The following is a 17285-nucleotide window of genomic DNA, read 5'->3' as shown; positions in this document are numbered from 1 at the left end:
TTGTGGTGCCAAGCGCTCCTCGCTCTCCCTTCAGCGCCATCCGCGCGATCGATTACACCGTCGTCTTCGTGCGCGACATGGCGGCGATGCGCCGCTTCTACGAAGACGTCCTCGCCTTTCCGCTCTCGCGCGAGCTGTCGCCGAACTGGATCGAGTACAGCCTCGGCAGCAACACGCTGGCGCTGGCAAGGCCAAGCCGCACCGCCGGCGATGCACCGACGCCGCCAGGCAGCGCCTCGCTGCAGTTAGCGTTCAAGGTCTCGGCCGCCGAAGTCGATCAATGCGCCGATGAACTCGTGCGGCAAGGTGTGGCGCTGCTGTCGCCACCGACGAACCAGCCCTTCGGCCATCGCACGCTGTTCTTCCGCGATCCCGACGGGAATTTGCTGGAGGTGTACGCCGAGATCTGAAAGATTCTATTTGACGTATCCGGACAGCATGGCCTGCGCCCAGTCCGGACGGTTGTTGGCGAGCGCGCGCGCCGAGGCGGCCTCCCAGTCGTATTCGAGCGCCAGGAGTTCGACCTGCCAGCCCCTTTTTCCCTTGGTGAGGATCGCGTAGCGGGCGTGAGGCGAGCGGTGTTCCAGTTTCGCGGCAAAGGGAATGTCCGCGAAGACCGGGCATCCGACGCTCCCGGGATTGAGGACCAGACATTCGCGCGGCCCGTCAACGACGGCTTGGCGGTGGCTATGGCCACACAGCACCACGCGCGCCGCCGGCTCGCTCGCAAGGCGTGCCTCCAGCACGTCGCGGCGTGCCGGCACGAAGCGGCCGTCGTCGAGCGCTTCCTCCAGCAGGCACGCCGTGTCGTTCTCGGGCGTGCCATGGCAGGCCAGGATGCCGTCGTCCAGCCGCAGCTGGGACGGCAGGTTGTGAAGTGCACGGCGCTGCTCTGCAGTCAGTGCGTTGCGCGCAAACAAACCTGCCGGCGAGAGCTTGTCGTCCGGAAACTCCTCGATCCAGCGATCATGATTTCCACGAACGGTGGGCAACGACAGCGATTGGAGGAATTCGAACGTTTCCCTCGGCCACAACGGGCTGGTGACGCAGTCGCCGAGGTTGATTGTCCGATCGACGCCCCGCGTCTTGATATCCGCGAGCACTGCCTCCAGCGCGGCGAGATTGCCGTGGATGTCAGAAATGACCGCCAACCGCATGTTTATTCCCCATATGCTCACGTGAGCGTGGCTCGGCTGTCGGCCGATCCCGTCGCACCAAGGTTAATCGAGGTGACCGCGAAAATCCGCTGCAACCTTCAGGCGCGGCTCGCCGTCAAGCCATGCATCAAAGGCATGGTGATTTCCGGGCGCATGGCGTAAAGAGCGCCCAGATCAAATCAGCGTGCGGCCGGGCCGTTTGCCGCGCACGCAGCTTTAGGCGCCCCGGTTCACCGTTTGCGCGCCTGAATTCAACCAAGGTTTCCCATCTCGTGTCTCTTCCGGCCCTGACCCCGCCGCTCGCCCGCGCTTTGGCCGAGCGGAACTATGATTCACTGACGCCCGTCCAACTCGCGGTGCTCGCTCATGAAGCCACCAGCCGCGACCTCTTGGTCTCCGCCCAGACCGGTTCCGGCAAGACCGTCGCCTACGGCTTGGCCATTGCCAAGAACATCCTCGATGACGCCGAGCAGTTCGCACAAGCGGCCGCGCCGCTCGCCTTGATCGTGGCGCCCACCCGCGAGCTCGCGCTTCAGGTTCAGCGCGAGCTGGCCTGGCTCTATGGGCATGCCGGCGGGCGTGTCGTCTCCTGCGTCGGCGGCATGGATCCGCGGCGCGAGCAGCGCGAGCTCGCCGCCGGCACGCACATCGTCGTCGGCACGCCCGGGCGTCTGTGCGATCATCTGCGGCGCGGCCGGCTCGACATTTCCGAGCTCGCCGCGGTCGTGCTCGACGAGGCCGACGAGATGCTCAATCTCGGCTTTCGCGAGGACATGGAATTCATCCTCGAGACCACGCCGCAGACGCGCCGCACCCTGTTGTTCTCGGCGACGTTTCCGCGCGGCATCGTCGCGCTTGCGCGGCAATATCAGCGCGACGCCTTCCGGATCGAGGTCGCCGGCGACGAGGGCGGCCACGCCGATATCGAATACCGCGCGATCCGCATTGCGCCCGCCGACGTCGAGCATGCCGTCGTCAACGTGCTGCGCTTCTTTGAGGCGCCGAGCGCGCTGGTGTTTTGCAGCACGCGCGATGCCGTCAGGCATTTGCAGGCCGCGCTGCTGGAGCGCGGCTTTTCGGTGGTCGCGTTGTCGGGTGAATTGACGCAGAACGAACGCACCCTGGCGCTGCAGTCGCTGCGCGACGGCCGCGCTCGCGTCTGCGTCGCCACCGACGTTGCCGCCCGCGGCATCGACCTGCCGAGCCTCGACCTCGTCATTCATGCCGATTTACCCAACGACGCCGAGGTCCTGCAGCATCGCTCGGGCCGCACCGGGCGCGCGGGCCGGAAGGGGACGAGCGTCCTTCTGGTGCCGCCCGCACGGCGGCGGCGCGCCGAGCTGTTGCTCGATCTCTCTGGGATCGACGCGGTCTGGGGCACGGCGCCGCAGGCGGACGAGATCCGCAAGCTCGATCACGCGCGCATGAAGGACGTGCTGTTCACGGAGGAGACGAGTCCCGACGATTTGGCCCTGGCGCAAGCGCTATTGGCCGAGCGCTCGCCCGAGGATATCGCCGCCGCGCTCGCGCGGCTTTATCGCGCGCGGCTGCCGTCGCCCGAGGACATCATCGATCCCGGCGAACGCAGCGGCAAGCCGGAACGCGGGCGTGATAGGTCCGAACAGGGCGATGACCGCGCCAAGCCGCGGTCGAAGGCTGGGAAAGCGTCGAAGCACGCCATGGCGGAGGGCAGCGTCTGGTTCCGCGCCGCCATCGGGCGGCGCAAGAATGCGGAGGCGCGCTGGCTGCTGCCGATGATCTGCCGCCGCGGCGGCATCGACAAGCGGGACATCGGCGCCATCAAGATCATGGACACCACCACCGAATTCGAGATCTCGAAGCAGGTCGCGGAGTCCTTTGCCGCAAAGATCAAGCGTCCCGACAAGGAAGACAGCATCCGCATCGAGCCGATGGCAGACGTCTCGCAGCGCCAGGCGCCGACGGAAGGGCACTCATTCAAACCACGCGGCAAACCACCCGGCGAGCGCGGAGCGAATTTCGACGATGCGCCGCGTTTCGGAAAGAAAAGGAAGCATCGCGACAAGCAGGCTCGCGCGGAGCCGTCGGTCACGCCCTGGCCCGTGAAGGGCTCACCGGGAAAGAAGACAAAGAAAAGGCATCGCGGCTGAGCGCCGCCGTTCCGGACGGACGGCAATGATACCGCCGGATTGGCACCGGCGGCATCATCTGAAAGGTCAGGTGTCAGCGGCCACCGCCACCGCCACCGCCGCCACCGCCACCGCCGGCATCACGCATGGCCGAGCTGTAGCGAGGATCGATCTGCTTCATGTAGGTCGGCGAGATATCACGATTGGGGCGGCCTCTGCTTGCGGGCGTCTCGACCAGGACGCTGCAGCCTTCGAAGAAGGCGGTGTCACAGAGGGGCCGGTACTGTGCCGCATTGGCGCTGGTCGCGGTGAACGCGGCCGTGCCAACGCACGCAATCAAAGCAAGTTTCGACAATGTGAGTTTCATGGACATTCTCCAGCCTCGGTTCGGCGAGACCGGAACGGCTCGCACACCCCTTCGACGGGGCCTGTCCTGACCCGGTTCGATGCGGCGGCTTCACGGCCGCGTGAGCCGGCGGGCGATCGGGGAGGGACGTTACGTTGCAGCGAGGCCGCGCAGCATGTAGGTCGCGCCCTCGCCGTAGGAGGCCAGCTTCGCGCGCAGCGCCGCATCCGCCGTGACGGCACGGAAGCCAAGACGCTCCCACAGCGGCCGCGTGGTGTAGACCGAAACCAGCGCGAGCGTTGCGATTCCGGATGCGCTCACCATGTCCGCAAGCCAGGCCATATAAGCGCGCGTAACCCCACCGCGAAAATCGGGGAGTACAGCGACGTCGTGGACGTAGAGGCAATCCGCGCGATCGGGCAGTTCATGCAGGAAAGTGTCGAGCGGCGGAATCTGACGCTGCATCCAGGGATGCGCCAGTCCGTAGCCGACGATGTCTTGGGGCGTATCAAGCACGCCGCAGCCCTCCGGACAAAACCGCATCTTCTCCGCCAGCACCTCGGCGCGTTCGGGCAACGCAGGATGGATACGCGCTGCGATCGCGCTGATTGCAGCGAGGTCCGAGGTGCGTGCGGGACGCCAATGCGGCTTGCTCATGTCGGTCCGTCTCACTCACTCCGGTTTATGCCGCCTGCAGGAATACGGCGCCTCGCGCAGCGTCCTACCCTATCGCACTGATCTCAAGTTGGGCGCATGCAATTGCGACAACTTTAGAGATGCGGAACACGGTCTGCGCCGCTTCGTCGCAGGAATTCGATTAATTTACACTGAGAGTCTGAAAGCGAACCGAACTGCGGACTCTCCTCGTTCATAGTTTGCCCTGCAAGGGGGACGGGGGCGGTTATCCGCAGCAACAATCCCACCGCATTGAAAGTAGCAGTATTGGTGTCCTGGTGCGGCACGCGCACCTCGACGCCCCGGGGAGTCTTCAATCCGTTATCTAGTTTCGCTTGAAAGGATGAATGCCCGTGAGTGATGCCAATGTGAAAGTCGAGACGAATGCTGCTCCGCAAGACGTGGGGGGCAACAGAAGCGCAAAGCTCCAGTTCGACGTACCGTTCTTCAACGTGCAGACGATGTTCGGCAGTTTCGCCGAGCAGGGCGCCACGCGGGCCCAGGCAAATTTTGCCAAGGTGAGAGCGAGCTCGGAGGAAGTCACCGCAGCTCTCTGCGATGCTTGTTCGACCAATGCCAAGCGTGCCGCCGACTACGGCATCAAACTCGTCGAAATATCCCACATCAATACCGCCTCCACGCTGGACTTCATTTCCCAGCTTGTGGAAGCGAGGTCCTTTGCTGATCTCATCAACCTCTCCACCGCCCACAGCCGCAAGGCTTTTGAAGCAACTTCGGCTCAGAGCCGCGAACTCTGGGATCTCGCCCAGAAGGTCGCGACCGAAACGGCCGAGCCGATCAAGCAGAGCTTCAACCGGGTATTGCGTAGCGCTGCTTGAATCAAAGCGGTTGGCCGCGCGGATCGGCTGGACGAGCGTCTCCACAAGAAGAGCAGCCGTCCAGCCGATTGCGGCCTCCCTTTCTGTTGAGGTGATGGCAAGCTGGAGGAAATCGCGATGGGTATGGTGATGATCAAGTGCCCGGAAACGGGAAACGCCATTCCGACGGGCATCGAGATGGATGGCGAGAGGTTTCGGTGCAGCGCGGTGTTCTTTTCGCGCACCTATTGCAGGATGTGCGCCGCGACGCACGAATGGTTCGCCAGAGAGGCTTGGGTCTACGAGACGGTCTTGGCGAAGGGCGGGTCCGGAGGCAGGCAGCCAATCCGCGCCGGCGCGGCGTGAAGGATCCTTGGCGCATCCTGCGAAACGATCCGCTCGATCCTGCGGCTCATCACCTTGTAGCACTCACAGGCGATGATCTCGAGCCGGTGCCTGTCGATCTCCAGCTGGCCACGCCGGCTGGATTTGATTGCCCGGGATGAGCGCAACGCGCTTACCACGTGCGTGACCGTGGTACGGCGGACGCCGAGCAATTCCGACAGCGTCTCCTGTGTCAAGGGCAGGATGTCACCGCCATCTGTCCGGTCGTGGATGTGCAGCAGCCAACGGGCGAGGCGCGCCTCGACGGAATGCAGAGCGTTGCAGGCTGCGACGTGTTGGAACTGCGTCAGCAGCGTCCTGGTGAGAATCTGAACCGAGCTTGCAATGGCGGGGCTGCGTTCGAGCGCAATGTGAAATCGTGCGGGCGAGATCTGCAGCGCCGTCCCGGCCACGCGGACGACAGCAGTCATGGGTGATCGGGTCGGGCCGAGCGCCGTCATGAGTCCGACGGCGCCGTCGTTGCCGATCACGGCAGTTGCCGCCGTCTGTCCGTTCGGCAACTCCATGATGAGCGCGATCGCGCCGCTGCAGGGAAAGGAGAGGTGCTCGATCTTGTCGCCCGATCGAACCAGGATCGCGTCGTGCTGGAGCTCCACTTTTCGCAGATGAGGTGCAAGCAACGCGAAATCGGCCGGCGGTAACGCAGCTAACAACCGATTGCCAACTCTGGTCGCGTGCTCCATCACGGGAATCGTCCCTGGACGGAGGCTCGGCAGACGCATCTTCACCGACCGAGCCGCGTTGCCGCCCGCCACGGCAACGAATTGAACGTGTCTTAGGAGCTAAGGTTCCTCCGACGTGTTGGCAAGGCGGCACGCGGATACGTCTGATGATTACGATCAGGCGTTCGAAGATCGGGCCTGCCGTATGCAAAGCTGCCCGTCTGACGCGAGCGACGCTCCTAGCGCAGCCCCTCATACACCATCAGCCCGCGAGCGATCTGCAATTTGCGGATGGCGCGCGGCAGCAGTTTCTCCGGCTGGTGCAGGTAGCGCCAGGAGGTGAGGGTGAAGGCAGAAAGCGTGCCGCATTCGTCGTCGAACGGCGCGAGCACGCCGGTGACGCTCACCGGCGTATGCGGGCGGGCGTTGAAGGGCAGCAGCAGAAGCTCCAGATGCGCCTTGCTGCCGTCCTCGCGCGCGGCGGTGACACCGGCGATCGCACCCAGCGTCTCGTCGGCGACGATCGTGGTGATCTCCTCGATCTCGCCGCGGCTCGCATCGGCGAACAGCGCCGCAAAGCTGCGGTCCTTGAGGTCTGTTCCTGCAAGCGCGCAGACGCGCGTGCCGGCGACGCGGAACGGGAAGCCGAGGTTTGGCTCGCAGGACAGCACGAAGATGTCGCCGAGCAGGCCGCGGACCTCGGCCGGGTCGATATCGGCCCGGTCAGGGGCCCGCGCAGTGCCGCGCTTCTTGTCCCAATACGCGAAGAACGCGCGGCTCGACGGATGTTTCATGATTGAACGCTCGCCCCGGGGTGCAACCTCGAAGGGACAGACCTGTCCCGCTTCAGTGCACCCGCGATCCCTTCTGTTGTTGTGCAGGAGGGGATTTGCAGCGTCCATGCCGCCGGCGCGTTTTCAGGCTTCTTGGGCCGGCCTTTGCGTCGTTAACGTTAAATTAACTATGCACTTCGTGTCGGCCGCGCGCCTGCTATGGTGATCGCGGTCGCAAGCCTCGCCGCTTTTCTCCAGGTTCTCGGCGGGGCCTGTACAGGGCGTCAAACAGTTTGGTCACGGGCCGCGGGGAGGGGTGGGGATACGCCTTATCTCTCCGGCTACCGGAAGATCGACACGGACAGGCAGGGCTTTTCCCAGGGCCCTGCCTTTTCCTTTTGTGCACTTGCGCAGGGACGGCAAAGGCGACTATCTCCAAGCCTGTCGCCCCGATGTCGCCCGAAAGCGAAGCTGCCTTGGATTCCCCGCAAGATTCGTCTCCGGACGTGCCGGCCGTCGTGGAGGCTCCGCGCGAGCCGATCCTGACGCTGCCTCCGGCGCTGACAGCCTATATCCTGCTGCTGGCGGTGATCCATCTGCGGGTGCTGTTGCCGCCGGAGCTCGAGAACTGGACCATCGACGTCTTCGGTTTCATCCCGAAGCGCTACGATTCCTCGCTGCTCAATCTGCAGATCCCGGGCGGGGCGGGGGCGAAGGTCTGGACCTTCGTCACTTATTCGCTGCTGCACGCCAATCTCACCCATCTCGGCTTCAACGTGCTGTGGCTGCTGCCGTTCGGCAGCGCGTTGGCGCGGCGTTTCGGCACCATCAGGTTCTTCGTTTTCCTGGCCGTGACGGCGGCGGCCGGCGCGCTCGCCCATCTCATCACCCATGAGCATGCGGTGGCGCCGATGATCGGCGCCTCGGCCTCGGTGTCGGGCGCGATGGCAGCCGCAATCCGCTTTGCCTTCGTCCGCGGCAGCTTCCTGTCGTTCAGCCGATCGGATGCCGATACCGCCGCGAAAGTTCCGGCGCTGCCGCTGTCGCGCGCGCTGCGTGACGGGCGGGTGGTCGGCTTCCTCGCAGTGTGGTTCGGCGTCAACATCATCTTCGGCGTGGGGGCGATCGGGGTCGATGCAGAAACCACGAGCGTGGCCTGGCAGGCGCATATCGGCGGCTTCTTCGCCGGCCTGTTGTTGTTCGCGCTGTTCGATCCCGTGCCGCGCGTGCGAAGCGATGCTGCGGACGCGTCATCACGGGACGTTTCAGACCGCATTTGAAGCGGCGCTTGCGACGCGGCCCGAATTCATCCATCATTCCCGCGAAGAATGTTCCGAAGCGACACGTCTTTAGCGACGATGCTTGGCAAAGCGCACGAGCGTGAACCGGCGCTGTAACTGTTAGTTGAAGACTCGCGAACAAGTCCGGACCGCCAAAGGCGGACGGCTCCGATTCAGGGAGGCGACAATGACGGTACGTTCCATTCTGAACACCAAGGGCCACCAGATCGTGAGCGTCGAGCCCGACGCCAAGCTGGCGGACGCGATCAAGCTGCTGGCTGAGAAGAAGATCGGCGCGGTGCTGGTGATGGACCAGAGCCGGGTCGAGGGCATCCTGTCGGAGCGCGACATTGTGCGCGTGCTCGGCGAGCGCGGCGCCGGCGTGCTGGAGGCGCCGGTCTCGGAGGTGATGACCCGCAAGGTCGTGACCTGCAAGGAGACCGACACCGTCGCCGAGCTGATGGAGGTGATGACCACGGGCAAGTTCCGGCACCTGCCCGTGATCGAGAACGGCAAGGTGGTCGGCCTGATCTCGATCGGCGACATAGTCAAATGGCGTGTCCGCGAATATGAGACCGAGCAGGAAGCCCTGCGCGACTACATCAAGACCGCCTGATCAGGCCTGCTCGTCCGCTTTCGGCGCAGTGCCCGCGGGCGCCGGCGCCAGCACGTGGATCGCCTCCTGGATGGACTCCAGCGCGCGCTCGGCGGCGCGCGCGCCATGTGCGATCAGGTCTTCGGCGCGGTGGAAGTCGAACCAGCCGAACTGGCCGACCCGCGGCGTGATCAGCATGTCGGGCGGATCGCCGGCAAGACGGGCGCGGGTGATGCGGTCCTGCATGATGTTGAAGGCGTCCACCATCACCGAGGAAATGCCGGGCCGGCCGCCAGCGCCGAAGAACTCGCGCTTCACCGTCTTCTCGGGCGAGAACAGGCGCGAGAAGCGCCGTTTGGTCGCCGGCTCCTCGGCCACCGGCACCACCGGGCTGGGCACTGCGCCGTGCGAATAGATCGTGGTGGAATGGGTGAAGATGTCGCTGGAAAGATTTGCGGCGATGACGATTTCGGCGCCGAGCGCGCGGGCGGCCGAAACCGGCACCGGGTTCACAAGTGCGCCGTCGACCAGCCAGCGGTCGCCGACCAGCACGGGCGCGAAGATGCCGGGCAGGGCGTAGGACGCGCGCATGGCATCGACCACGCGGCCGCGCGTCAGCCAGATCTCGTGACCGGTGCGAACCTCGGTCGCGACGCTCGCGAACTTGATGGGCAGGTCCTCGATCAGGATCTGCCCGATCGCCTCCTCGAGCCGGGTCGCGAGCTTCTCGCCCCCGAGCAGGCCGGAGCCGTTGAGACGGATATCGAGGTAGCCGAGGATGTTGCGCATCCCTTGCAGGCTGCGCCCCCATTCTTCGAACGTATCGAGCCGGCCGGCCGCGTGGAGGCCGCCGACCACAGCACCGATGGACGTGCCGACCACGACATCGGGCACGATTCCGTTGGCAATCAGGGTCCTCAGGATACCGATATGGGCAAAGCCGCGCGCCGCGCCGCCGCCGAGGGCAAGGCCGATCACCGGCCGGCGGATGCTGCCCAAGCCGACTTTTTCGCCCACTTTCTCGCCGTTCGAGCCGTTCGCGCCCCGGCCTTTCAATCTGTCCAGCACCGAAACTCTCCTACGCCGGGCCAGCCCGCATCGTCAGACTAGGCATCGCATTTGCTCTCCGCCATATCAGGGGCGAAGCATGGTTTATGCCGCTTTGGAAAGGGCACAGGGCAGGAATATGGCGAGGAGCGGTTGCTTCCGAACTAATCACGCAGCCGTCAAGCAGGTTCCACCGAAGTCCCGAAGCCGTATTCCCTGGGGTTTCAGAGGCTTGAATTTGCCGCGTTTTCGGTGAAAAGCAGGGAGCATGACACGCGGGGGTGACGGCATCAGCGGACGGCGGCGCAGCGGCAGGCTGCTGCCGGCGCTGATCCTTGGCGCTTGTCTCTTTATTTCCGGCCGAAACCCCGCCCAGGCGCAGCTTTTCTCGGATCGTCCGCCGCCGGTGCCGCCGGCCTCGGTGCCCGACCCAGGTAACGCCGTCAGCCTGGCGCCGCCTTCCGGGCCGGGCGCGGGACCCCCAAGCCTGCCGCCGACCCTGATGCAGCCGGCGACCCCGAGCATGCCACCGCCTGCAGTCTCGACCGTGCCGCCGGCCGCCCCGCTGAATGCGGCTGTGCCCGGACAGGGCGTGCTGTCGCTGACGGCGAAATACGGCAAGGACTCGGCCCCGATCACCAGCGGTCTGGTCTGGCGCGTGTTTGCCGACCGGCCCGACGAGAACGGCACCTTCAAGCTGATCCGCGAGGACCGCAGCGGGACGCCGAACATCGTGCTGCCGCCCGGCAATTATGTCGTCCACGTCGCCTTCGGTCTCGTCAGCGCGGTGCGCACCGTCAGCCTGAAGTCCGAGACCAATCGCGAATCTTTCGTCCTGCCGGCCGGCGGCCTGCGCATCGAGGGCCGCGTCGGCACCAGCCGCATTCCGCAGAACCAGATCTCGTTCGCGATCTACAAGGGCAGCCAGTTCGAGGCGGGCGAGCGCGCCTCCCTGGTGCCGAACGTCGCCGCCGGCGACGTCGTGCTGATCCCGGAGGGCACCTACTACATCGTCTCCAACTACGGCGATGCCAATTCGGTGGTGCGCTCGGACATCCGCGTCCAGGCCGGCAAGCTCACCGACGTCACCATCACCCACCGCGCCGCCGTCATCACGCTCAAGCTGGTCAGCGACAGGGGCGGCGAGGCGCTCGCCAACACCGCCTGGTCGGTGCTGACCCCGGGCGGCGACGTCATCAAGGAATCGATCGGCGCGTTCCCGCGCGTCGTGCTGTCCGAGGGGGAATACCGCGCCATCGCCAAGAACGAGGGCAAGGTCTACGAGCGCGGATTCAACGTCGTCAACGGCGTCGACGGTGAAGTCGAAGTCATCGCGCGCTAGGGGCAGCCGGCGACGAGAGGCTCCGGCACGACGATTCTCATCGCGCGCACGGATGTGCGTCTTCTATTACCGTCACCTTCAGCGGGTTTCTGCCAAGTAACCTCCGCCGCTTCTCTGTGTTCTCATTTTGAACACGGGTAGTGTCATCAATCGCGTGCAGGGGCCGGGAAACACCTGCGTCACCGGCTTATTCCAGCAGCGGCGCGTCTCACTCGACCGTGGACGAGTCTCCACGACCGTGGACGATATGTATTTCCGATAATCAATTTTATTCTCTTTCCATCCTGCTGCGCTATATGTCTGGCGTCCGTCTAACGGGGAGGCCGGAGCAGGCGCATGCCTTGCAGGACCGGCATGGAGCAGGGACCAGGCTCGTCGGCATGTTCGAAGTGATCCTCACCAGGCGCAAGCGGTTCGGCTGGCGGTGGCAGGTGTGCGACCAGTCCGGCAAGATATTTGCCGACGGTTTCGAGCGCACGCGTCCGTCCGCCAAATATCAAGGCGAGCGCGCATTGTTCTTCCTGCTGTCCCAGGCCTATTTGCGCAACCGCTCGGCGGCCTCCAGCGAGGATTAGTGGGGTAGGCTACGATCCCTTGCGTTGCCCGACGGGCAAAACACGCGAGCGCTAGGTCAACGCATTCTGCATAAAATATTCCGCTTTGCCGAAATTCGGAAACAGCGTATATCTTGCCGCACTCCGGCCCAAGGAAGAGGGGCGTATCGCGATCGTCACGAACGCGGGCCGGGCGGCGGTGGACTCTGATGGCGTTGGCGCGAAAGGGTTTGCAGGGCGGGCAACCGTGAGCAAAGACCTCGCGCATACGACCGGTGCCATCGGCGTACGGCAAAATCGTGTGGTCCTGGCGCCCGGGGTCTGTGCGCCAAGTCTTGCGGTGATGTGAGCGGCCCAACCGGGCCCATGCGTCAGCCATCCGCAAGGCGACGGGGGCAATAGTGCATCGCTCCCCGGGGAGAGCACGACATAAGCCGTAAAGCCACTGCGCAGGGAAGGCCGGATGTTTGGCTTCACCTGTATGCCGCTGTGCAAATTCTTCGTTGCCACCTTTCGCACAGTGGACCGTGGGTGCCCGGCCGGCACCCGGTCTTCCCTGCGCCCTTTTCACAGAGGGCGAAGCCAAAAGGCAGAGCTCGGGCGAGATGCGCCGCGAGGATGCGAAACTGTGTCTGCGGGTGAAATGCCGGTTGCGGAATGGCGCCGACGCCACTTGCTCCGTCATTGCGAGCGCAGCGAAGCAATCCAGAATCTTTCCGCGGATACATTGCTGGATTGCTTCGCTGCGCTCGCAATGACGATGGTGGAGGCAGCTGTGTGCCGCAAACTTACGTCTCGTGCCCCGGACACAGCGCAGCGCCTCTTTGGCGGTGCGTTGCAGAGCCGGGGCCCATGCAGCAGCGAGCACGTCGCCTCCTGGATCCCGGCTCTGCGCCGCACCGCTTACGCGCTGGGTCGCGTCCGGGACACGAGAGCAGCTTCGCGCAACTGTCAGAGTCTCTAACGCCCGCTAACCAACACCTGACTTAAAACTGTCATAATCACTGAATGGAACCCGCGCCTGCGCGCTTTTTACACGTCGTTAAGCGCGCCTGCATTGGATGCGGCGTCAAAGTGCGTTGGGGACTGCAATGACTGCCGCGAAGAAGATGCCGGGAAAACCGGCCGCCGAAATGTTCGACGACATCCCGGTGCTTCAGCGCAAATGGCGTGCGGCGTTGAAGCCGGGCGAGCGGCTGCCGCGCTACGAGGACGTCATGCTTGGCAGTCTCGGGCGGCTTGCCGACCACATCGCGCTCTTGAAAAACGATGGCCTGCTCGAGCTGTCGCGCAGCGGACGCTACGTGCAGAAATGGCTCGGTGAGGAGCGCTGGGACATTCCGGTCGCCGAACTCTCGCCGGACTGCGCCACGGCGCTGTCGGAAGCGGCGGCGAGCGCGCTGGCGGCCGGACGGCCGCACCAGGCGAGCGCGCATTGCGTGCGCGACGGCATGGTCAGGACCTACGACGTGCTGGCGCTGCCGACGTCCTCGCGCTGGGGCGCTACGCTGATCGGCGCCTATGTCAACGAGCGCGGCGCGCAATACAATCTCCTCGACGCCATCTTTTCCGCGACCGACGACGCGGTGGTCTCCCTGGCGACGCTGCGCAATGCCGCCGGCAAGCCGTTCGACCTTCAGGTCGTGCACCACAACAAGAGTGCGGGTGAGCTGCTGAAGGTTGCAGGCGCAAGCCTGTTGTGGCGGCGGATCGGCGAAGGCGGCACGCTGCTGGCTTTGCCCGAGGTGATGGAATTCCTGCTCAAGGCCGTTTCGGGCGGCCGCTGCGAGCAGCTCGAGCTCGAGAGCGAGGGGCGCTACCTCAGGCTCAGCGCCACGGCCTTTGCCGACGTGGTCTCGCTGACCATCTCCGATGTCACCATCCTGAAGCGGCGCGATGCTTCGTTCCGCCTCCTGTTCGACAATAATCCAATGCCGATGTGGGTGTTCGACGCGGAGACCAAGGAGTTCCTCAGCGTCAACGACGCCGCGGTCCAGCACTATGGCTACAGCCGCGCGACCTTCCTGCGCATGAAGCTGCACGAGATCTGGCCGGAGGACGAGTGGGACAGTCACGCCGCGGCGCTGGAGCGCCTCGGCGACGCCTACCACTCCTCGCGCAACTGGCGGCACTTGCGCGCCGACGGCAGCGAGATCGAGGTGCTCACCTTCGGCCGTCGCGTCGCCTTCGACGAGCGCGATGGCTATCTGGTGGCGGTGGTCGACATCACCGAACGGCGCAAGGCCGAAGCGCGCATCGCCTATATGGCGCATCATGACGGGCTCACCGATCTGCCGAACCGCGAACACTTCCAGGAGCGCCTGAAGCAGGCGCTGGACCAGGCTGCGGGAAAACGGGTCGGTGTGCTCTACATCGATCTCGACCTGTTCAAGAACATCAACGATTCCTTCGGTCATCCGGTGGGCGATCGCCTGTTGAAGCACGTCGCCGAGCGCCTGACCATTGCGGTCCGCGGCACCAATCTCGCCGCGCGGCTCGGCGGCGACGAGTTCGCCGTCATCTTGGCTGCCGACGTCTCGCCGAACGAGGCCAGCGCCTGCGCGTCCCTGCTGATCGACATGCTCAAGGCGCCTCACGACGTCGATGGACAGGAGATGGTGATCGGCGCCAGCATCGGCATCGCGCTGTCCCCGGGCGACGGTACCACGCCGGAGGAGTTGATGCGCAATGCCGACATGGCACTGTACCGGGCGAAGGCCGACGGCGGCGGCGTGCACCACTTCTTCGAGCGTGAGATGGACCTCCAGGCGCAGAGGCGCCGCGACATGGAGCTGGATCTACGCCGGGCGTTCGCCAACGGCGAGTTCGAGCTGCACTATCAGCCGCTGGTGTCGATCGCCTCCGACCGCATCTCCGGATTCGAGTCGCTGCTGCGCTGGCGTCATCCGGACAAGGGCATGATCTCGCCCGCGGAATTCATACCCGTCGCCGAAGACATCGGCCTGATCACCCAGCTCGGCGAATGGGTGCTGCGCGAAGCCTGCACCGAGGCGGTGAAATGGCCCGTCGACGTCAAGGTCGCCGTCAACCTGTCGCCGGCACAATTTCGCAGCCGCAACCTGGTCCAGGTCGTGATCTCGGCCCTGGCGCAGTCCGGCCTGTCGCCGAAGCGGCTCGAGCTCGAGATCACCGAGTCGATCTTCCTGGCCGAGACCGACGCCAATGTCGCCACCTTGCACCAATTGCGCGAACTCGGCGTCGGCATTTCCATGGACGATTTCGGCACCGGCTATTCCAGCCTGAGCTATCTCCGCAGCTTTCCTTTCGACAAGATCAAGATCGACCGCTCTTTCGTCAAGGATCTGGCGCAGCGGCCCGACTGCGGTGCGATCGTGCGCGCGATCTCCGGGCTCGGCCGCAGCCTCAACATCACGACGACCGCGGAGGGCGTGGAGACCGAGGATCAGCTCGACTGGCTGCGCGCCGAAGGCTGCAACGAGGTGCAGGGATTTCTGTTCAGCGCCGCGCGGCCCGCGGCCGAGATTGGAAAGCTCCTCGCCGATTTCGGCCAGCGCACCTCACGGGCGGCGTAATGCGGGCGGATAGCAATCGTAGACCAGCGCCTTGAACGCGGGCGTGATGCGGCCGCGCTCGTTCTGGGTCTGCTGCATCATCAGGTAGACCATGTCGAGTTTGGGATCGACGCCGAAATAGGTGCCGCTCCCCGAGTCCCATTTCAACTCGCCGAGCGAGCCCGGCGGCGGCGGTCTTGCATTGCCGGGATCAGTGCGCACCGCAAGTCCATAGCCGTAGCCGAAACCGTCGCCCGGAAAATAGAAATAGTCGCGTCCGACGCCGGAGCCCGGCCCGATCTGATCGGTCGTCATGGCCTTGAACGCGGCGGGGCTGAGAAAGCGCCTGCCCTCGAGCTCGCCGCCGTTGAGCAGCATCTGCGCAAAGCGCTGATAGTCGGTGATGGTCGAGAGCAGGCCGCCGCCGCCGGACTGCCATTCTGGATGGTCCAGGCGGTCGCGCTCGCCGGCGAGCAGGATGAAGTCGTTCGGCAGCGGCCGCGCCATCCGCGCCAGCTCGTCCTCGCCCGCGAGCGCGAATTTGGTGCTGTTCATGCCGAGCGGATCGAAGAGGCGTGCTTTCAGGAAGTCGTACAGCGTCTGGCCCGAGATGATCTCGATGACGCTGCCGAGCACGTCGGTGGAATGGCCGTAGCGCCACAGCGTTCCGGGCTGCCGCGCCAGCGGCAGTTTGGCGATGCGATCGGCGAATTCCCTGTTGTTGAAGTGACCCTCGAAGATGTTGGCCATCTTGTAGGCGTGCTCGACCCATTCGCTGCCGATATAATCGTAGCTGATGCCCGAAGTATGCCGCAGCAGATCCTCGATGTTGACGGGGCGGTCCGGTGGGTCGAGGTCCAGCTCGACCGTGCCGTTGGGCAGGGTCACCTCGCGGCCGACCTTGGTCCCGGCAAACAGCGGGACGTATTTCGACACGGGGTCGGTCAGCGCAAGCTTGCCCTCGTCGATCAGCATCATCGCGCCAAGGCACGTGATCGGCTTGGTCATGGAGTGGATGGCGAAGATCGTATCCGGCGTCATGGCAACGCCAGTCCTGGTGTCGCGCACGCCGAAGCACTTCAGATAGACCGGCTTGCCGTGCTGCTGAACCAGGATCACCGCGCCCGGCAGGCGGCCGCTTGCCACCTCGTTGTCGAAGAACGCCGTGATGCGGTCGAGCCCGTCGGGCGAGGGGGCGGGGATATCGGCGGCCGGGCTTCGCGCCATCGTGCCGGCCAGCATGGCCGCCCCGACCAGAAATTCACGGCGTCTCATCCGCACCTTCCTCCCTCGGCGGGATCAAGCCGCAAGACGCTCGATGCGTCAACACAACATCGATTAAAAACGTGTCACGATGTCCGACAGCGACGGACGCGGACGGTCCTCGTTCGGCCTCGTCGGCTTGCCCACGTGAATGAAGCCGGCGAGCTTCTCATCCGGCTTGAGGCCGAGGCCGTCGAGCACATCGCGGTCGAACGCGAACCAGCCGGTCAGCCAGCAGGCGCCGTAGCCGAGCGCGGTGGCGGCCGTGACGATGTTCATGGCGCTGGCGCCCGCCGACAATTCCTGCTCGAACGCCGGCACCTTCGGATGCGGCTTGGTGAAGCTGACGATGCCGATCACCAGCGGCGCGTCCATCAGGCGCTTGCGTTCGGTCTCGACGTCGGCCGCCGGCGCTCCCGGATTCTTCCTGGCGAAGACCCGCGCGATCACCTCGCCGGCCCGTGCACGGGCGTCGCCCTCGAAGATGATGAAGCGCCACGGCGCGAGCTTGCCGTGATCGGGCACGCGCGCCCCGATGGTGAGGATCGTCTCGAGCTCGGCCGCCGACGGGCCGGGCCCGGTCATCTCGCGCGGTTTGACCGAGCGGCGGGTCTTCAGGAGTTCGATGGCGTCGGGCACTGTGGCGTCCTTATGGCTTTCTGTTCTCGCTCGGAGATAGGCCCGGCAGAGGACGAATGGAAGGGATTTTAGAGCGATTATGAGATCT

Annotated in this window: 16 protein-coding genes; 8 read left to right on the top strand and 8 right to left on the bottom strand. The window is 65.0% G+C overall.

Annotated elements, in window-relative coordinates:
* Window positions 1-5: 5 nt before the first annotated feature.
* The gene (locus tag HZZ16_RS08330; protein ID WP_311973945.1) at window positions 6-410 is read left to right on the top strand and encodes a VOC family protein; all 405 of its coding nucleotides are present in this window, start codon (window positions 6-8) and stop codon (window positions 408-410) included.
* A 6-nt stretch (window positions 411-416) separates the two neighbouring features.
* On the opposite strand, the gene HZZ16_RS08325 is transcribed toward HZZ16_RS08330, so the two are convergent.
* A complete protein-coding gene (locus tag HZZ16_RS08325; RefSeq protein ID WP_197947994.1) occupies window positions 417-1157 on the bottom strand; it encodes a metallophosphoesterase family protein in 741 nt (246 codons plus the stop codon).
* A gap of 272 nt (window positions 1158-1429) precedes the next feature.
* Here HZZ16_RS08325 and HZZ16_RS08320 point away from each other — a divergent pair, with 272 nt between their 5' ends.
* Entirely contained in the window at window positions 1430-3286 is a 1857-nt protein-coding gene (locus tag HZZ16_RS08320; protein WP_197947993.1) for a DEAD/DEAH box helicase, read from the top strand.
* Between the two features lie 73 nt (window positions 3287-3359).
* On the opposite strand, the gene HZZ16_RS08315 is transcribed toward HZZ16_RS08320, so the two are convergent.
* Both HZZ16_RS08315 and HZZ16_RS08310 read right to left on the bottom strand, forming a co-directional pair.
* A complete protein-coding gene (locus HZZ16_RS08315; RefSeq protein WP_197947992.1) occupies window positions 3360-3632 on the bottom strand; it encodes a hypothetical protein in 273 nt (90 codons plus the stop codon).
* Window positions 3633-3761: 129 nt separating this feature from the next.
* Window positions 3762-4268, bottom strand: coding sequence for a GNAT family N-acetyltransferase (locus tag HZZ16_RS08310; RefSeq protein WP_197947991.1), 507 nt, complete (start codon window positions 4266-4268; stop codon window positions 3762-3764).
* Window positions 4269-4633: 365 nt separating this feature from the next.
* Here HZZ16_RS08310 and HZZ16_RS08305 point away from each other — a divergent pair, with 365 nt between their 5' ends.
* Complete coding sequence (locus HZZ16_RS08305) at window positions 4634-5125, top strand: phasin (protein WP_210342388.1); 492 nt, start codon at window positions 4634-4636, stop codon at window positions 5123-5125.
* A 278-nt stretch (window positions 5126-5403) separates the two neighbouring features.
* On the opposite strand, the gene HZZ16_RS08300 is transcribed toward HZZ16_RS08305, so the two are convergent.
* Together HZZ16_RS08300 and HZZ16_RS08295 are read right to left on the bottom strand one after the other, a co-directional pair.
* Entirely contained in the window at window positions 5404-6192 is a 789-nt protein-coding gene (locus tag HZZ16_RS08300; RefSeq protein WP_246510012.1) for a Crp/Fnr family transcriptional regulator, read from the bottom strand.
* 218 nt (window positions 6193-6410) lie between these two features.
* Entirely contained in the window at window positions 6411-6965 is a 555-nt protein-coding gene (locus HZZ16_RS08295) for a PAS domain-containing protein (protein ID WP_197947989.1), read from the bottom strand.
* Between the two features lie 455 nt (window positions 6966-7420).
* On the opposite strand from HZZ16_RS08295, the gene HZZ16_RS08290 reads away from it, so the two are divergent.
* Window positions 7421-8224: a rhomboid family intramembrane serine protease gene (locus tag HZZ16_RS08290; protein ID WP_376707556.1), complete on the top strand. Its 804-nt coding sequence runs from the start codon at window positions 7421-7423 to the stop codon at window positions 8222-8224.
* Window positions 8225-8411: 187 nt separating this feature from the next.
* Window positions 8412-8840, top strand: a complete 429-nt coding sequence (locus tag HZZ16_RS08285; protein ID WP_197947987.1) for a CBS domain-containing protein — start codon at window positions 8412-8414, stop codon at window positions 8838-8840.
* Here HZZ16_RS08285 and HZZ16_RS08280 read toward each other — a convergent pair whose 3' ends face one another.
* The gene (locus tag HZZ16_RS08280) at window positions 8841-9887 is read right to left on the bottom strand and encodes a patatin-like phospholipase family protein (RefSeq protein ID WP_197947986.1); all 1047 of its coding nucleotides are present in this window, start codon (window positions 9885-9887) and stop codon (window positions 8841-8843) included.
* 247 nt (window positions 9888-10134) lie between these two features.
* Here HZZ16_RS08280 and HZZ16_RS08275 point away from each other — a divergent pair, with 247 nt between their 5' ends.
* From HZZ16_RS08275 to HZZ16_RS08265, 3 genes are all read left to right on the top strand, one after another.
* Window positions 10135-11208 (top strand): RgsD C-terminal domain-containing protein, encoded by a 1074-nt coding sequence (locus HZZ16_RS08275; RefSeq protein ID WP_197947985.1) that lies wholly within the window; start codon window positions 10135-10137, stop codon window positions 11206-11208.
* Between the two features lie 380 nt (window positions 11209-11588).
* Window positions 11589-11783: a hypothetical protein gene (locus tag HZZ16_RS08270; protein WP_025037121.1), complete on the top strand. Its 195-nt coding sequence runs from the start codon at window positions 11589-11591 to the stop codon at window positions 11781-11783.
* 1070 nt (window positions 11784-12853) lie between these two features.
* Window positions 12854-15316 carry a putative bifunctional diguanylate cyclase/phosphodiesterase gene (locus HZZ16_RS08265; protein WP_197947984.1) on the top strand — a complete coding sequence of 821 codons (2463 nt, stop codon included), beginning with the start codon at window positions 12854-12856 and terminating at the stop codon, window positions 15314-15316.
* Here the strand turns inward: HZZ16_RS08265 and HZZ16_RS08260 are convergent.
* Together HZZ16_RS08260 and HZZ16_RS08255 are read right to left on the bottom strand one after the other, a co-directional pair.
* On the bottom strand, window positions 15302-16570 hold the full coding sequence (locus HZZ16_RS08260) for a serine hydrolase domain-containing protein (RefSeq protein WP_197947983.1): 1269 nt from the start codon (window positions 16568-16570) through the stop codon (window positions 15302-15304). The two genes, HZZ16_RS08265 and HZZ16_RS08260, sit on opposite strands and share 15 nt — an antisense overlap.
* Before the next feature lie 63 nt (window positions 16571-16633).
* Complete coding sequence (locus HZZ16_RS08255; RefSeq protein ID WP_197947982.1) at window positions 16634-17197, bottom strand: nitroreductase family protein; 564 nt, start codon at window positions 17195-17197, stop codon at window positions 16634-16636.
* Between the last annotated feature and the right edge of the window lie 88 nt (window positions 17198-17285).

Origin of the sequence: Bradyrhizobium glycinis, assembly GCF_016031655.1 — a bacterium.
Taxonomy (GTDB): Bacteria; Pseudomonadota; Alphaproteobacteria; order Rhizobiales; family Xanthobacteraceae; genus Bradyrhizobium; species Bradyrhizobium glycinis.
The sequence above is the reverse complement of the archived record's forward strand: the minus strand, read 5'-3'. Positions and strand labels throughout refer to the sequence as shown.

Bases quoted from the DNA above. Each gene is read 5' to 3' on its own strand.
- HZZ16_RS08325 (WP_197947994.1), bottom strand. From the start codon at position 1,157: ATGCGGTTGGCGGTCATTTCTGACATCCACGGCAATCTCGCCGCGCTG.
- HZZ16_RS08315 (WP_197947992.1), bottom strand. From the start codon at position 3,632: ATGAAACTCACATTGTCGAAACTTGCTTTGATTGCGTGCGTTGGCACG.
- HZZ16_RS08310 (WP_197947991.1), bottom strand. From the start codon at position 4,268: ATGAGCAAGCCGCATTGGCGTCCCGCACGCACCTCGGACCTCGCTGCA.
- HZZ16_RS08305 (WP_210342388.1), top strand. From the start codon at position 4,634: ATGCCCGTGAGTGATGCCAATGTGAAAGTCGAGACGAATGCTGCTCCG.
- HZZ16_RS08300 (WP_246510012.1), bottom strand. From the start codon at position 6,192: ATGGAGCACGCGACCAGAGTTGGCAATCGGTTGTTAGCTGCGTTACCG.
- HZZ16_RS08295 (WP_197947989.1), bottom strand. From the start codon at position 6,965: ATGAAACATCCGTCGAGCCGCGCGTTCTTCGCGTATTGGGACAAGAAG.
- HZZ16_RS08285 (WP_197947987.1), top strand. From the start codon at position 8,412: ATGACGGTACGTTCCATTCTGAACACCAAGGGCCACCAGATCGTGAGC.
- HZZ16_RS08275 (WP_197947985.1), top strand. From the start codon at position 10,135: ATGACACGCGGGGGTGACGGCATCAGCGGACGGCGGCGCAGCGGCAGG.
- HZZ16_RS08270 (WP_025037121.1), top strand. From the start codon at position 11,589: ATGTTCGAAGTGATCCTCACCAGGCGCAAGCGGTTCGGCTGGCGGTGG.
- HZZ16_RS08265 (WP_197947984.1), top strand. From the start codon at position 12,854: ATGACTGCCGCGAAGAAGATGCCGGGAAAACCGGCCGCCGAAATGTTC.
- HZZ16_RS08260 (WP_197947983.1), bottom strand. From the start codon at position 16,570: ATGAGACGCCGTGAATTTCTGGTCGGGGCGGCCATGCTGGCCGGCACG.